The sequence below is a fragment of the Pseudonocardia sp. ICBG1034 genome (genome assembly GCF_020131375.1).
GTDB lineage: Bacteria > Actinomycetota > Actinomycetes > Mycobacteriales > Pseudonocardiaceae > Pseudonocardia > Pseudonocardia alni.
Genome location: NZ_JAHLEK010000015.1, coordinates 400,436 through 415,114, shown reverse-complemented (window position 1 = coordinate 415,114; position 14,679 = coordinate 400,436). Strand labels below are relative to the sequence as shown.

Annotated in this window: 12 protein-coding genes; 8 read left to right on the top strand and 4 right to left on the bottom strand. The window is 75.6% G+C overall.

Annotated features, from left to right (window positions below; translation table 11 throughout):
* Positions 1-2 precede the first annotated feature (2 nt).
* From KPF22_RS03575 to ptsP, 3 genes are all read right to left on the bottom strand, one after another.
* Complete coding sequence (locus KPF22_RS03575; RefSeq protein ID WP_224401222.1) at positions 3-620, bottom strand: ClpP family protease; 618 nt, start codon at positions 618-620, stop codon at positions 3-5.
* A 79-nt stretch (positions 621-699) separates the two neighbouring features.
* Positions 700-2,331: a DICT sensory domain-containing protein gene (locus KPF22_RS32655; RefSeq protein ID WP_208821596.1), complete on the bottom strand. Its 1,632-nt coding sequence runs from the start codon at positions 2,329-2,331 to the stop codon at positions 700-702.
* Between the two features lie 201 nt (positions 2,332-2,532).
* A complete protein-coding gene (ptsP, locus tag KPF22_RS03565) occupies positions 2,533-4,194 on the bottom strand; it encodes a phosphoenolpyruvate--protein phosphotransferase (protein ID WP_208821593.1) in 1,662 nt (553 codons plus the stop codon).
* A gap of 98 nt (positions 4,195-4,292) precedes the next feature.
* On the opposite strand from ptsP, the gene KPF22_RS03560 reads away from it, so the two are divergent.
* From KPF22_RS03560 to KPF22_RS03540, 5 genes are read left to right on the top strand one after another with little or no spacing between them, the layout of a single operon-like run.
* On the top strand, positions 4,293-5,054 hold the full coding sequence (locus KPF22_RS03560) for a DeoR/GlpR family DNA-binding transcription regulator (RefSeq protein ID WP_100878937.1): 762 nt from the start codon (positions 4,293-4,295) through the stop codon (positions 5,052-5,054).
* Positions 5,055-5,080: 26 nt separating this feature from the next.
* A complete protein-coding gene (pfkB, locus tag KPF22_RS03555) occupies positions 5,081-6,028 on the top strand; it encodes a 1-phosphofructokinase (protein ID WP_073576934.1) in 948 nt (315 codons plus the stop codon).
* Positions 6,025-6,474, top strand: a complete 450-nt coding sequence (locus KPF22_RS03550) for a PTS sugar transporter subunit IIA (RefSeq protein ID WP_062398515.1) — start codon at positions 6,025-6,027, stop codon at positions 6,472-6,474. The genes pfkB and KPF22_RS03550 overlap by 4 nt, the downstream gene beginning before the upstream one ends.
* On the top strand, positions 6,471-7,985 hold the full coding sequence (locus KPF22_RS03545) for a PTS fructose transporter subunit IIC (RefSeq protein ID WP_208821590.1): 1,515 nt from the start codon (positions 6,471-6,473) through the stop codon (positions 7,983-7,985). The genes KPF22_RS03550 and KPF22_RS03545 overlap by 4 nt, the downstream gene beginning before the upstream one ends.
* A 26-nt stretch (positions 7,986-8,011) precedes the next feature.
* Positions 8,012-8,290, top strand: coding sequence for an HPr family phosphocarrier protein (locus KPF22_RS03540; RefSeq protein WP_062398519.1), 279 nt, complete (start codon positions 8,012-8,014; stop codon positions 8,288-8,290).
* 106 nt (positions 8,291-8,396) lie between these two features.
* Here KPF22_RS03540 and KPF22_RS03535 read toward each other — a convergent pair whose 3' ends face one another.
* Entirely contained in the window at positions 8,397-10,415 is a 2,019-nt protein-coding gene (locus tag KPF22_RS03535) for a beta-galactosidase (RefSeq protein ID WP_224401221.1), read from the bottom strand.
* 207 nt (positions 10,416-10,622) lie between these two features.
* On the opposite strand from KPF22_RS03535, the gene ppc reads away from it, so the two are divergent.
* The 3 genes from ppc to KPF22_RS03520 all read left to right on the top strand — a co-directional run bounded on the left by ppc (position 10,623) and on the right by KPF22_RS03520 (position 14,460).
* Complete coding sequence (gene ppc / locus KPF22_RS03530) at positions 10,623-13,391, top strand: phosphoenolpyruvate carboxylase (protein WP_224401220.1); 2,769 nt, start codon at positions 10,623-10,625, stop codon at positions 13,389-13,391.
* Between the two features lie 81 nt (positions 13,392-13,472).
* Positions 13,473-13,673: a hypothetical protein gene (locus KPF22_RS03525; protein WP_062398523.1), complete on the top strand. Its 201-nt coding sequence runs from the start codon at positions 13,473-13,475 to the stop codon at positions 13,671-13,673.
* 28 nt (positions 13,674-13,701) lie between these two features.
* On the top strand, positions 13,702-14,460 hold the full coding sequence (locus tag KPF22_RS03520) for an rRNA methyltransferase (RefSeq protein WP_224401219.1): 759 nt from the start codon (positions 13,702-13,704) through the stop codon (positions 14,458-14,460).
* Positions 14,461-14,679 lie beyond the last annotated feature (219 nt).

Below are 14,679 nucleotides of genomic sequence, written 5' to 3'. Positions count from 1 at the left end.
CGTCACCGACCCACGCCGAAGCCGGTCGGGACGGCACCGCGGCGCGGCACCACCTGGTCGAAGGAGTCGACGACGGCGTCGACGAAGCCGTAGTCGAGCGCCTCGGCCGCGGAGTACCAGCGGTCGTGCAGCGAGTCGGTGAAGATCCGGTCCACCGGCTGCCCGGTGTCCCGGGCGATCAGGCCGAGCACGGTGTCGCGGGTGTGACGCAGGTCGTCGGCCTGCAGCTCGATGTCGACGGCCGTCCCGCCGATCCCCGACGAGCCCTGGTGCATCAGCACCCGCGAGTGCGGAAGCGCGCGGCGCTTGCCCGGGGTGCCCGCCGAGAGCAGGAACTGCCCGGCGCTGTAGGCGATGCCGAGCACGAGCGTCGAGACGTCGCAGGGCACCAGCCGGAACAGGTCCCGCAGCGCCAGCATCGCCGGCACCGACCCGCCGGGCGAGTGGATCCAGAAGGCGATGTCGGCGTCCGGGTCACGGGCGGCCAGTGCCACGACCTGGGTGGCGAGCAGGGTGCCGTTGTCGTCGTCGAGGGGGCCGTCGAGCACCACGACGCGCTGGTCGTAGAGGTCGCGGCGGGCGCGGTCGTCGAAGCGCGGGGTGCGCGGTGAGTCGCTCATGACGCCACCGTGGCCGGGGGACGGCCCGGTCCGCGCCCGGTTCTGCCCTGGGCAGCTCCGCCCAGGGCGAACGCGCCGGTCAGCCGGGGCGACCGCCGCCCGGGTGTCGGTCGGCGAACACGTCGTAGCCGGCACCCTGGTCTCCCTGGACCAGGCGGCGCAGCGCCTCCTGCGCCGCGGCCCGCGGGTCGGCGGCCGCCTCGCCGGTGACCGGCTGCGGGCCGGTCGAGGACGCGTCGAGGTAGGGCCGGGGCCGCGACGGCGGCGGGGCCGGCGCGGGCCGCGGCGGCGGGGCGTGCGCGTCGGGCGGGGGCGCGACCGGGTCGTCGATCCCGCCACCGTTCCCGGCCGGGCGCGGGCGCGGCGTCACCTCGTCGGGACCGCGGTGCCGGGCCGCGGCCGACGGCTCCGGGGACGGCCGCGGCCCGACGCCCTCCCGCCCGGTCGCGGCGACGACGATGCGGTCCCCGGCCGGGTTCCGGCCGGCGTCGACCGGGCCGGCGTCGCCCGGCTCCTCGGGCAGGTGGGCCAGCGCCGCGCGCAGATCCGCCAGCGGCAGCGGCCGGGTCCTCGTGACCGCGAACGCGACCCGCCCGGCCAGCGCGATGCCCGGCCAGCCCTGCGAGGCCAGCGCCAGGCGCTCGCCGACCCGGTCGCAGAGCCCGGCCAGATGCCGGTCCGAGGCACCGGGCACGACCAGCGCGAACTCGCGCTCGGACAGCCGCAGGGCCGCGTCGACCGGGCCGAGCGGCTGGGTCATCGCCGCCGCGACCTGGTGGGCGGCGAACCAGGCGGCGCGGTCGTCGTCGTGCACGAGGGAGCCGTCGAGGCCGGGCAGGTCGAACAACGCGACGCCGACGGGCAGGGTCTCCGGCCCCGCCGGACCGGCGAAGCGGTCCAGGGCCTCGGCGGTGGGCAGACCGCTCGCCGGGTCGACCGCGGCGGCGGCACGAGCGGCCGCGGCGCGCTGGGCGTCGGCCAGCTGGGACCGCAGCTCACGCGTGCCGGCCCGGGCCGACAGCAGCCGGTCGATCATGTGGTTGAGCGAGGTCGTCGCCCAGGCCTCGCCGGTGGTACCCGCCGAGGCCGCCGGGTCGCCGCCGGTCGGCATCGAGGAGCCGAGCAGCTCGTCGACCGTGCGCCGTACCGAGGCCGGCAGCCGGTCCCCCAGCGCGAACCGCAGCCGCGCGAGCTCGGTCCCGGCCTGGGCGCGGGCGTAGCCCCAGCGGCCGAGGAACACCCGCCCGGCCTCGCCCTGCTCGCGCGGGTCGCGGGTGTACTGGTCGGTCGCGACCAGGAACGCACCCGCCCCGGGCCCGAGCGCGACCACGCTCCACTCCGACGCCAGCGGCTCGTCCGGGTCCAGCACCACGAGGTGGACGCCGTCCGGCACGTCGTGCACCCCGCCGTCGGCGAACGCGACGACGACGTGCATCCCGGCCTGGGCCATCCGCGCGTAGACCTCGCGCTCGCGGTCGAAGAAGCGCAGCTGCTGGAACAGCGCGACGACGACCGTCGGGTCCTCCCGCGGCCCGGACATCACCGCGCGCTCGATGGAGTGCGACAGGTGCACGAGCAGCCGCTTCGACGCCGGCTCCGGGCGCGCGCCCGAGGCCCGCTCCCAGGCCTCGCGGCGGCCCTCGGACAACCCGTCGACGTAGGCCTGCTCCGAGGCCACCCGGACGGCGTGGGCAAGCGGTCCCTCGGACATGGGTGACCTCCGGTCGTCGGACGGCGCCCGGTTCGCGACACGGGATCACGCCGTGTGTCGACCCAACAACCGCGGGTCGCCGGGGGCAACCGGTGGCCGGGTACGTCCGGTGGGACCACAGGTCACTGCGACCAGCGGTGTGACGACCGCCGGTCCGTCCATCGCGCAGCCGAGCGGGAGGACGAACGCGACGAACGGCGCTCAGCCGTCGAGAGCGGCGACGGCGCGGCGGGCCGCGATCGGGTCGGCCGCGGCGCAGGCCGCGCGGGCCCGCTCCCGGCACTGCTCCACCGTCAGCCCGGCCAGGTTCGCCCCGACCGCGGCGAGCGCACCCGAGCCCATCGACAGGCTCGCGACGCCGAGCCCCACCAGCACCGCGGCGAGCCCCGGGTCGGCCGCGGCCTCACCGCAGACCCCGACCGGGGTGCCGGTGCGCGCCGACGCCTCGCCGAGCAGCCCGATCAGCCGCAGCAGCGCCGGCTGCCACGGGTCGTTGAGCGCGGCCACCGGCCCGGACTGGCGGTCCGCGGCGAACAGGTACTGGGCCAGGTCGTTGGTGCCGACCGAGACGAAGTCGACCTCGGCCATGATCTCGTCGGCGGTGAGCACCGCGGCCGGGATCTCGATCATCACGCCGGCCTGGGAGATGCCGTGCGCCCGGCAGCGCTGCACGAACCAGCGCGCCTCCTCGGCGGTGGCGACCATCGGCGCCATCACCTTGAGCGCGACGCCGGTCTCCTTCGCCGCGGCGGCGAGCGCGGCGAGCTGGCGCTCCAGCACGCCGTCGCCGTTGCCGGGGACGCGGGCGATCCGCAGGCCGCGCACGCCCAGCGCCGGGTTGGGCTCGCCGTCGAGCGACAGGAACGGCAGCGGCTTGTCCGCGCCGGCGTCGAGGGTGCGGGCGGTGACCGGCTTGCCGGCGAACGCGGACAGCACCGCGGTGTAGACCTCGCGCTGGGTGGCCTCGGACGGCTCCTCGGCCGCGGAGAGGAACGCGAGCTCGGTGCGGAACAGGCCGACGCCCTCGGCCCGGGCCTCCGCGGCCTTCGCCGCGCCGGGGCCGTCGCCGACATTGGCCAGGACCGGCACGACACGGCCGTCGGCGGTGCGGCCGGCACCGTCCCACTCGGCGGTGACCGAGGCGGCGGCGGCGAACGCGGTGGCCTCGTCGAGGGTGGCGACCTCGACGACCTCACCGGTGCCGCCGTCGACGGTCAGCGCGGCGCCCTCGGCGATCCGGGTCGCGCCCGCGCAGCCGACGACCGCGGGGATCCCCAGCGAACGCGCGAGGATCGCGGTGTGGCTGGTCGGGCCGCCCTGCTCGGTGACCAGGGCGAGCGCGACGCCCGGCTTCAGCCCGGCGGTGTCGGCCGGGGCCAGGTCGGTCGCGACGAGCACGGCGGGCGCGTCCAGGTCGGCGACGCCCGGCGCGGGCAGCCCCAGCAGCTCCGCGACGATCCGGTCGCGCACGTCGTGGATGTCGCGGGCGCGCTCGGCCATGTAGCCGCCCATCGACGACAGCATCTCGGCGAACGAGTTCGCGGCCTCCCACACCGCGCGCGCGGCGGGCCGCCCCTGCTCGGTGACCAGCGCCTGCGCGCTCTCCAGCAGCGCCGGGTCGCCGACCATCGTCACGGTCGCCTCCAGCACCTCGCGCGCGTCGCCGGTGACGGTCGCGGCGCGCGCGGTCAGGCGCTGCGACACCAGCTCGACGGCCGGCGCGATCCGCGCGGCCTCGGCGGCGGCGTCGGCCGGGGCGGGGCCGGCGGCCGGCTCGCCCGGCGGCTCGGCGACGCGGACGACGCGGCCGCCGGCGCGGCCGGGGCTGGCGGGGATTCCGGTGAGGGCGGTCGTGCTCGGCATGAGTGGCTCCCGGGGTTACTTCGACGTGACCCGTTGACAAACACAGTAAAACCCACATACTCAGACACAAGCAAGCATCGAAGCGGGAGCGAACAAAGATGTACGCAGCGGAGCGTCAGCAGTGGCTGCTCGACCGGACCCGGGACCGGGGCCGGGTCGACGTGGCCGCTGTCGCCGAGGAGCTCGATGTCACCCCCGAGACCATCCGACGGGACCTCGGGGCCCTGGAGCGCCAGGCCCTCGTCCGGCGGGTGCACGGCGGGGCGATCCCGTCGGACCTGCTGAACTTCGAGCCCGGGGTCGGCCAGCGCGACAGCCAGTTCGGCGCGGAGAAGGAGCGGATCGCCAAGGCCGCCCTCGCCGAGCTGGGCACCGCCGCGACCGTCCTGCTCGACGCCGGGACCACGACCTCCCGGCTCGCGAGCACCCTGCCCCGCGAGCGCGACGTCACCGTCGTCACCAACTCGCTGCCGATCGCGTCCTCGCTGGCCGGGCGCCCGAACGTGGACCTGCGGCTGCTCGGCGGCCGGGTCCGCGGGACGACGCTGGCCACCGTCGACGACTGGGGCACCGAGGTGCTGGCCGGTCTCACGATCGACGTCGCCTTCATCGGGACCAACGGCTTCTCCGTGGCGCGCGGCCTCACCACACCGGACACCGGCGAGGGCGCGACCAAGCGGGCGATGCTGCGCGCCGCCCGCCGCACCGTCGTCCTCGCCGACGCCAGCAAGTTCGGCTCCGACCAGTTCGTCCGCTTCGGCACGCTGGCCGAGGTCGACACGCTGATCACCGACACCGGCCTCGACCCGGCGGACGCCGCCGAGTTGGAGGCCGCCGGCCCGAAGGTGGTACGCGCATGACCCCCCGCACGCTCCCGACCCCGCCCATGTTCGTGACGGTCACCCCGAACCCGAGCCTGGACCGGACGATCGCGCTGCCGCACCTGGTGCGCGGCGAGGTGCACCGCGCCGGGTCCGTCCGGGTCGACCCCGGCGGCAAGGGCGTCAACGTCGCCCGTGCGCTGGCCTCGGCCGGGCACCGGGCGGTGGCCCTGATGCCGTCGGGCGCCACCCCCGGTGAGCGCCTCGCGGCGCTGCTGGAGCCGACCGACGTCACGACCGTCGCCGTCCCCGTCGCCGAGGCCACCCGGGTCAACATCACCCTGGTCGAGCCGGACGGCGTCACCACCAAGATCAACGAGCCGGGCCCGCGGCTGTCCGCCGACGAGGTCGAGGCGTTGTTCCAGCGCGCCTGCGCCCTCGGCGCGGGCGCCACCTGGCTGGTCAGCTGCGGGTCGCTCCCCCCGGGGGTCGGCGACGACTTCCACGCCGAGCTGACCCGGCGCTGCCGCCGTCCCGGCCTGAAGGTCGCGATCGACACCTCGGACGCGCCGCTGCACCACGCCGTCGCGGCGGCCCCCGACCTCGTGAAGCCCAACCACGCCGAGCTGGCCGAGCTCGTCGGGCGCCCCCTGGGCAGCCTCGGCGACGTGCTGCTGGCCGCCCGCGAGCTGCGTGCCCGCGGGATCGGCGCGGTCCTGGTCAGCCTGGGTGCCGGTGGCGCCCTGCTGGTCGACCGGTCCGGCGAGTACCACGCCCGGACCCCTCCGATCACCGTGCTCAGCACGGTGGGCGCCGGTGACTCCACCCTGGCCGGGTTCCTGGCCGCGGGTGGGGAGGGACCCGACGCCCTGCGGCAGGCCGTGGCCTACGGCGCCGCCGCCTGCCGGCTGCCCGGCTCCGCCACGCCGGGTCCGGCCGACATCCGAATCGACGACGTCGAACTGGCCCCCACGCCGGACGTCACCCTCGCCCTCACCGGAGATGCCGCATGACTGCCCTGATCACCGCTGATCTGGTCGACCTCGACGTGCCGTCGGCCGACCGGAAGACCGCCGTCACCGCGCTCGCCGAGCGCCTGGTGAAGGCCGGCCGGGTCACCGATCTCGACCGGTTCCTCGCCGACATCGAGGCCCGCGAGGCCCAGATGCCGACCGGCCTGGAGGGCGGCATCGGCATCCCGCACTGCCGTTCCGCGGCCGTCACCGAGCCGACCCTGGCCTTCGGCCGGGCGCCGTCGGGTGTCGACTTCGGCGCCGAGGACGGCCCCGCCGACCTCATCTTCATGATCGCCGCCCCCGAGGGCGGGAACACCGACCACATGACGGTGCTCGCTGCGCTGGCCCGTCGCCTGGTCCGTGCCTCGTTCAAGAACGAGCTCCGCAACGCCACCGACCCGGCCGCCGTCGCGACCTTCATCCAGCAGGAGGTGGGAGCGTGAAGCTCCTCGCCGTCACCGCATGCCCGACGGGCATCGCCCACACCTACATGGCCGCCGAGGCCCTCGAGGTCGCCGCCGAGGAGGCGGGTCACGAGATCGTCGTCGAGACCCAGGGCTCCGCGGGCTCGACGCCCTTCACCCAGACCCAGCTCGACGAGGCCGAGGCGATCATCCTCGCCGCCGACGTCGAGGTGCGGGACAAGGAGCGCTTCGCGCACCTGCCGACCGTCACCTCCCCGGTCAAGAAGGCCATCGGCGGCGCGCCGGGCCTGATCGAGCAGGCCGTCGCGAAGGCCACCGCCCAGCCGAAGGGCTCCGCCGCGGCCGCCGTCCCGGCCCAGCGCGACGGGTCCGACCTGGACACCAAGAACTTCGGAGCCGGCTTCGGCTCGAAGCTGCGCGGCTGGCTGATGACCGGCGTCTCCTACGTCATCCCGTTCGTCGCCGCCGGCGGTCTGCTGATCGCGCTGGGCTTCGCCCTGGGCGGCTACCAGATCACCGAGGCGCCCGACGTCGTCTCCTTCGGTGACGACGGCGTCGCCTCGGTCGTGTTCGACCCGGGTGCCATGCAGTCCTGGGCCGCGCTGTTCTTCCAGGTCGGTGGCCTCGCGTTCGGCTTCCTGGTCCCGGTCCTGGCCGGCTTCATCGCCTACGCCATCGCCGACCGCCCGGCCCTGGTGCCCGGATTCGTCGGCGGCATGATCGCCGTCCAGACCCACGCCGGGTTCCTCGGCGGCCTGGTCGCCGGTCTGCTCGCCGGTGCGGTCGTCTACGGCCTCAAGCTGTGGCAGCCGCCCCGCGCCCTGGCCGGGATCATGCCGGTGCTGGTGCTGCCGCTGATCGGTACCGCCGTCGTCGGGGCGATCATGTTCCTGGTCGTCGGCACACCGCTCGCGGCCGCCACGACCGGCCTGACCAACTGGCTCAACGGCCTCTCGGGCACCAACGCGATCCTGCTCGGCGCCCTGCTCGGCCTGATGATGGCCTTCGACATGGGCGGCCCGGTCAACAAGGCCGCCTACGCCTTCGCCGTCGCCGGGCTGTCCACCGGCTCCGAGACCGCGCTGATGATCATGGCCGCGGTCATGGCCGCCGGCATGACCCCGCCGCTGGCGCTGGCACTGGCCACCGCCGTCCGCAAGAACCTGTTCACCAAGGCCGAGCAGGAGAACGGGCGCGCCGCCTGGCTGCTGGGTGCCTCCTTCATCACCGAGGGCGCGATCCCGTTCGCCGCGGCCGACCCGCTGCGGGTCATCCCGTCGCTGATGGCCGGGTCCGCGGTCGCCGGCTCGCTGTCGATGGCCTTCGGCGCGACCCTGCGGGCCCCGCACGGCGGCATCTTCGTGGTCCCGCTGATCGGCAACCCGTTCGCCTACCTGCTGGCGATCATCGCGGGCACCCTGGTCTCCGCCGCCCTGGTCGTCGGCCTGAAGTCGGCCCGCCGCACCCCGGCCCCGGCCGCCGCCGAGCAGACCGCCACCGCCCCGGCCGCCGCGCCGGTCGCGGGCTGACCCACCCGAGAGAAGGAGCACCCACCATGGCCGAGCGCCGTGTGAAGGTCGGTTCGTCGGTCGGGCTGCACGCCCGCCCCGCCAACCTGTTCGTGACCGCTGCCAAGGAGCAGGGGGTCAAGGTGAGGATCGGGACCGCCGACGGCGAGCGTGGTCCGGTCGACGCCGCCTCGATCCTGTCGGTGATGGGCCTGGGAGTGAAGTCCGGCGAGGAGGTCGTGCTGACCTCCTCCGACGACGAGCAGGGCGAGGCCGCCGTCGCGGCCCTGGCCGAGCTGCTGGAGCAGGACCTCGACGCGAGCTGACCCCGCGTCACCCGGTACGACCCCGACGCCCCGCCGCGCCTCCCGCGCGGCGGGGCGTCCGGCCGTCCGCACCCCGGTCCCGCCGCCGCTGCCGAGATCCCGCAGCTCAGTCCCGCAGGACGGCCACCCCGCGCGGGGGCAGGGTGCCTGCCGGGCCGGCGAGCACCTCCGTCGCGCCGAGCGGCCCCAGGTCGACGGGGGCGTCGGTCCGGTTGACGACGAACCGGAAGCCGTCGCGGCGGACCAGCTCCACCCGGCCCACCAGCTCGCCGGGCAGCTCGGGGGCGATCCCGGCGGCGGCCAGCAGGCGTCGCAGCAGCGGGGCGCGGTCGGCGAGGCGGGTCGGGACGTAGGTCGCCGACCCGTCCCCGACCGGGCGGCGGGTCACCGCGGGCAGCCCGGCGAGGTCTCCCGCGGCCGGGTCGGTACCGCCGCCGGTCCAGCGGGCGAGCACCTCGACGGCCGGGTCCACCACCTGCACGGCCTCGCTCCACAGGTCACCGGTGGAGCCGTCGTCGAGCTCGACGACGGCGCCCGGGTCGAGCGGCGCGAACTCCTCGACCCGGATGCCCAGCAGGTCGCGCAGCGCGCCCGGGTAGCCGCCGAGGACGGCGTGCGCGTCGTCGTCGACGGTGCCGGAGAAGTAGGTGGTGACCAGGTGCCCACCGGCCCCGACGTAGGCGGTCAGCGCGGCCGCCCGGTCCGGGCCGACCACGTGCAGCACCGGGGCGACGACCAGCCCGTAGCCGGACAGGTCCGCGTCGGCGGACGTGACGTCGGCCCGCACCCCGGCGTCGAGGAACGCCCGGTACCAGCCGAGTGCCTCGGCCTTGTAGCGCAGCTCGGTGGTCGGGGTGAACGGCTGCTCGGCCGCCCACCACGACGGCCAGTCCCACAGCACCGCGGCCGGCGCGGGGACCCGTCGCGCCCCGGCGACCGGGGCCAGGTCGCGCAGAGTCGCCCCGAGCGCGGTGACGTCGCGGAACAGCGCCGAGGCCGGCCCGGCGTGCGGCACCATCGCCGAGTGGAACTTCTCCGCGCCCGCCGCGGACTGGCGCCACTGGAAGAAGCAGAGCGCGTCGGCGCCGTGCGCGAGGTGGGTGAGCGCGTCGCGGGCGAGCTCCCCGGGGCGCTTGGCGCGGTTGACCGGCTGCCAGTTCACCGCCGACGTCGAGTGTTCCATCAGCCACCACGGGTGCCCGCCGGCGAGGTTGCCGGTGAGGTTGGCCGAGAACGACAGCTCGTCGCGGGCGTCCGGGCCGGGGAACACGTAGTGGTCGTTGGCGACGACGTCGACCTCGGGCGCCCAGGTCGCGTAGTCCATGCCGCTGGTCTCGCCCATCACCATGAAGTTGGTGGTCACGGGCACGTCCGGGGTGAGCGCGCGCAGCAGGTCCCGCTCCGCGCGCAGGTGGTCGAGCAGGGCGTCGGAGGAGAAGCGGGCGAAGTCGAGCTGCTGGGTCGGGTTCGGGTGGGTGCCCGGGCCGGTGCGGCGCGGGGTGCCGATCTCGTCCCAGTCGCCGTAGTGCTGGGACCAGAACGCGGTGCCCCAGGCGTGGTTGAGCCGGTCGAGGTCGCCGTAGCGGCGCTGCAGCCAGGCCCGGAACGCGACCCGGGCGTCGTCGGAGTGGTCGTGGACGTCGTGGCAGCCCAGCTCGTTGGACACGTGCCAGGCGGCGAGCGCGGGGTGGTCGCCGTAGCGGCGGGCGAGCCGCTCGACCAGGGCGAGGGCGTGGCGGCGGAACACCGGGGAGGTCGGGCGGTGGTGCTGGCGCCCGCCCGGCGCCAGGGTCCGGCCGTCGGCGTCGACGGCGAGGATCTCCGGGTGCCGGTGATGCAGCCACGGCGGGGGTGACGCCGTGCCCGTCGCGAGGTCGACGGCGATCCCGCCCGCGTGCAGCAGGTCCAGCACGTCGTCGAGCCACCCGAGGTCCCAGCGGTCCGGCGCGGGCTGGAGCAGCGCCCAGGAGAAGACGCCGACGGTCGCGACCGTCACGCCTGCCTCGCGCATGAGCGCGACGTCGGACTCCCACACCGCGCGCGGCCACTGCTCGGGGTTGTAGTCGGCCCCGAACTCGATGCGGGGACGGGAGGCACCGGGGGTGCGACGCAGCCAGCGGGTCATGCGCCCAGTGTGGCCCGCGATGATGTGCGATGTCGTGCGGATGTGTCCGAGTTCGTGCGGATGAGGTTTCCCCGGGGTTACGGGCGGCGCCAGCGATGGCCCCGCCCCGCGCCGGCGGGGGACGATGCCGCTGCCCGAACCCCGTTCCCGACGACGCGAGCGGCCCGTCCCGACCCGCGCCACCGCGCGGAGAACCGGAGAGCCTGCGTGAGCCCCTCGGAGACCACCGCACTCGCCCCCGACTCGCTGACCGCGCACTCGGGCGTCGTCAGCGAGAGCGAGCAGAAGGCGCTGCGCGCCGACATCCGGCGGTTGTCGACGATGCTCGGTCGGACGCTGTCCGACGAGTCCGGCCCCGAGGTCCTGGAGCTGGTCGAGCAGGTGCGCCGGGCGGCCCGGGACTCGGCACGCGGCGAGGCCGGGCCGGACGTCGTCGCGGCCCTGCTCGACGGGATCGACACCGGCACCGCGGTACTGCTGGCGCGGGCGTTCTCCCAGTACTTCCAGCTGGCCAACGTCGCCGAGCAGCTGCACCGGTCCCGTGAGCTGCGGGAACTACGCCCGGTCGACGCACGACCGCTGCGGACGGTGCTGCGCCGCCTGGCCACCGAGGCCGACCCGGACGAGGTCGCCGACGTGCTGGCCCGGGCCGAGCTGCGCCCGGTGTTCACCGCGCACCCGACCGAGTCGACCCGGCAGTCGGTGCTGGGCATCCTGCGCCGGATCGTCGACGCCCTCGACGCCCGGGCGCCCGACGAGGAGCTCGCCGCGCTGGTCGACCTGCTCTGGCAGACCGACGACATCCGCCCCGGCAAGCCGATGGTGATCGACGAGGCCCGCAACGTCGCCTGGTTCGCGGCCCGGCTCGGCGAACGGACCGTCCCCGACCTGCTGGGCGAGTTCGCCCGGGAGGCCGCCGAGGCCGGACTGGAGATCCCCGACGACGCGCGTCCGCTCGTACTGGGGTCGTGGGTCGGCGGCGACCGCGACGGCAACCCCAACGTCACCCCCGCGGTGACCCGCGAGGTGCTGGAGCTCAACGCCGACCGGGCGATCCGGATCCACACCGCGCTGGTGGAGAAGCTGGTCTTCGAGCTGTCGGTGTCGACGCGGGTGATGGGGGTGTCGGAGGAGCTGCGCGGCTCGCTGGCCCGGGACCGCCGCGCACTGCCCGCGGTGCACGACCGCTACATCCGGCTCAACGCGCACGAGCCGTACCGGCTCAAGCTGTCCTACGTCGCGGCCCGGCTGGAGAACACCCGCCGGCGGATCGCGGCCGGCGCCGCGCACGAACCGGGCGTCGACTACCTGGGGTCGGCCGGCTACCTGGAGGACCTGCTGGTCGTCGACCGGTCGCTGCGCGGCCACCACGGCGCCCGGATCGCCGGCGGCACCCTGGCCCGGGCGATCCGCTCGGCCCGCGCGCTGGGCCTGCACCTGGTCGAGATGGACGTGCGCGAGCACTCGCAGAAGCACCACGACGCGCTCGGCGCGGTGTTCGACGGGCTCGGCGAGCTGGAGAAGCCCTACGCCGAACTGACCCGCGACGAGCGCCGGGAGCTGCTGTCGGCGGAGCTGCGCAGCAAGCGGCCGCTGTTCCGCCGCCACTACGGCGTGCCGGAGGCCGCCGCGCCGGTGCTGGACCTGTTCGACACGGTGCACGCGCTGCAGCACGAGTTCGGCGACGAGGTCGTGCGGACCTACATCGTCTCGATGGCCCGCGACGTCGACGACCTGCTCGCCGTCGCCGTGCTGGCCCGCGAGGCGTACATGGTCGAGATCGGCGACGACCCGCGCTCCTCGATCGACCTCGTGCCGCTGTTCGAGACCGTGGAGGAGCTGTCCCGGGCGGGGGAGCTGCTGGAGGGGCTGTTGTCGGACCCGGGGTACCGGCAGCAGGTCCGCAACCGCGGTGACCTGCAGGAGATCATGCTGGGGTACTCCGACTCCAACAAGGGCGCAGGGATCACCGCGTCGCAGTGGCAGATCCACCGGGCGCAGCGCCAGCTGCGCGACGTGGCCGCCGAGCACGGGGTGCGGCTGCGACTGTTCCACGGTCGCGGCGGGTCGGTCGGGCGCGGTGGCGGTCCGGCCGGTGAGGCCATCGCGTCGGCCCCGTTCGGGTCGGTCGACGCCACGATGAAGCTCACCGAGCAGGGCGAGGTCATCTCCGACAAGTACTCGCTGCCCAGCCTGGCGCACGACAACCTGGAGATCCTGCTGGCGTCGATGCTGGACGCGTCGCTGCTGCACCAGGCGTCGCGCTGGCCGGCCGAGACCCTGACGCGGTGGGACGAGGTCATGGACTGTGTGTCCGAGGCGGCCACCGCGACCTACCGGACGCTCGTCGACGACCCGGGCCTGCCGCTGTTCTTCACCGCGGCGACGCCGGTGGAGGAGCTGGGGCGGCTCAACGTCGGGTCGCGGCCGTCGAAGCGACCGGGGCAGGGCGAGCCGACGCTCGACGACCTGCGGGCGATCCCGTGGGTGTTCGGCTGGACGCAGACCCGGATGGTCGTGCCCGGCTGGTACGGCCTGGGCTCGGGGCTGAAGGCCGCCCGCGAGGCCGGCTACGCCGACGAGCTCGCCGAGATGCGGGAGTGGGCGTTCTTCCGGAACCTGATCGGCAACGTCGAGATGACGCTGGCGAAGACCGACCTGCGGATCGCGTCGAACTACGTCGCGACCCTGGTGCAGCCGGAGCAGCAGGGACTGTTCGCGCAGATCCGGGCCGAGCACGAGCTGACCCGCCGCGAGCTGCTCGCGGTGACCGGGGAGGACCAGCTGCTCGCCCGGCACCCGGTGCTGCGGGGCACGCTGTCGGTGCGCGACACCTACCTCGAGCCGCTGCACCACCTGCAGGTCGAGCTGCTCGCCCAGCGCCGGGCCGCGGGCGACGACCCGGATCCCGACCTGGAGCGCGCCCTGCTGCTGACGATCAACGGGATCGCTGCCGGGATGAAGAACACCGGCTGAGCACCGGCACCCGGGCCGGGCCGGACGCGGGACCGGACCCGGGGCGGCACCACCGCGGCGCCCGACCGGTACGTTCCGGACATGGAGCACGATCGGAACACACCCGGCCCGGAGGGCCCCGCGACCCGCCGGGTGGTCGCCTGGGTGCTGATCATCGCGCTGGCCGGGCTCCCGCTCAGCTACCTGGCCGGGACCGCGGGCCCGCAGATCGTCGGCGCGCTGGTGGTCGTCGCGCTGCTGGTCGGCGGCGTGGCGTTCTGGCTGCACCGCCGCACCCGCTGACCGGCCACCCGCCGGAACCGGTGCGGGCGTGGGCTGCTGGACTGCCCGGGTGCAGTACCGCCACGCCCCGGCCGCGAACCACGCGGCGCTCGACGCGGTGCTGGCGTCGGCGCCGGGCCGCCCGACCCTCCCGGTACGACTGACCGTCGAGCTCGCCGGCCGCGCCCGCGTCCACCTGCCCGCCGACGCCCCGCTCACCGTGTGGGACCCGTGCTGCGGCGCCGGGGCGACGCTCACCGTGCTGGGCCTGCTCGTGCCCGGCCTCGCACGGTTGGTGGGCACCGACGCCGACCCCGGGCCGCTCGACCTGGCCCGGCGCAACCTCGCCCTGCTCGACCCGGGCGGCCTCACCGCCCGCGCCGCGGACCTCGAGGCCCTCGCGGCCCGGCACGACAAGCCGTCCTACGCCGAGGCCGCGACCGCCGTCCGGACCCTGGTCCCGGCGAGTGCCCCGGCCTGGTCGGTCACCCCCGCCGACGCCCGCGACACCGCCGCCGTCCGCAGCGCACTGGCCGGGGCGGGTCCGTACGGGACCGGCCCGGACCTCGTCCTGGCCGACCTGCCGCACGGGCACCGGACGACCTGGGCCGCCGCCGCCGACGACGAGGACCCCGGGGTCGAGTTCCTGCGCGCGGTCGCGACCGCGCTCCGCCCGGACGCCGTGGTCGTGGCCGTCGGGCGCGGGCGGACGGTGCCGCTGCCGGGCGGGGCCCGGCCCCTCGAACGGGTCCGCGCGGGGCACCGGGCCGCCGTCCTGGTGCGGGCGGGCGCGTTGCAGGAGGGCTGACCGGGGCAGGGCTGTCCTCCACCCTCGCGCCGAGCCGGGCCAGGCCGGGCCCCTCGGTTCCGGAGAGACCCGATCCCCGCAGAACCGTTCACGGGAAGAACTGTGTCTCGCAGAACAGGGGTGTGCCGGCGGGCCGACGCACCTCCACGCCGGCACGGGCCGGTCTCCGGACACCCCTCTTCTGTGAATCCGCTTACCGGGTAAGCGGATTCAGAGGAC

What these genes read in the sequence shown, in the direction of transcription:
- KPF22_RS03575 (WP_224401222.1), bottom strand. Translation starts at nt 620, where the DNA reads ATGAGCGACTCACCGCGCACCCCGCGCTTCGACGACCGCGCCCGCCGC.
- pfkB (WP_073576934.1), top strand. Translation starts at nt 5,081, where the DNA reads ATGTTCGTGACGGTCACCCCGAACCCGAGCCTGGACCGGACGATCGCG.
- KPF22_RS03540 (WP_062398519.1), top strand. Translation starts at nt 8,012, where the DNA reads ATGGCCGAGCGCCGTGTGAAGGTCGGTTCGTCGGTCGGGCTGCACGCC.
- ptsP (WP_208821593.1), bottom strand. Translation starts at nt 4,194, where the DNA reads ATGCCGAGCACGACCGCCCTCACCGGAATCCCCGCCAGCCCCGGCCGC.
- KPF22_RS32655 (WP_208821596.1), bottom strand. Translation starts at nt 2,331, where the DNA reads ATGTCCGAGGGACCGCTTGCCCACGCCGTCCGGGTGGCCTCGGAGCAG.
- KPF22_RS03550 (WP_062398515.1), top strand. Translation starts at nt 6,025, where the DNA reads ATGACTGCCCTGATCACCGCTGATCTGGTCGACCTCGACGTGCCGTCG.
- KPF22_RS03560 (WP_100878937.1), top strand. Translation starts at nt 4,293, where the DNA reads ATGTACGCAGCGGAGCGTCAGCAGTGGCTGCTCGACCGGACCCGGGAC.
- KPF22_RS03525 (WP_062398523.1), top strand. Translation starts at nt 13,473, where the DNA reads ATGGAGCACGATCGGAACACACCCGGCCCGGAGGGCCCCGCGACCCGC.
- KPF22_RS03535 (WP_224401221.1), bottom strand. Translation starts at nt 10,415, where the DNA reads ATGACCCGCTGGCTGCGTCGCACCCCCGGTGCCTCCCGTCCCCGCATC.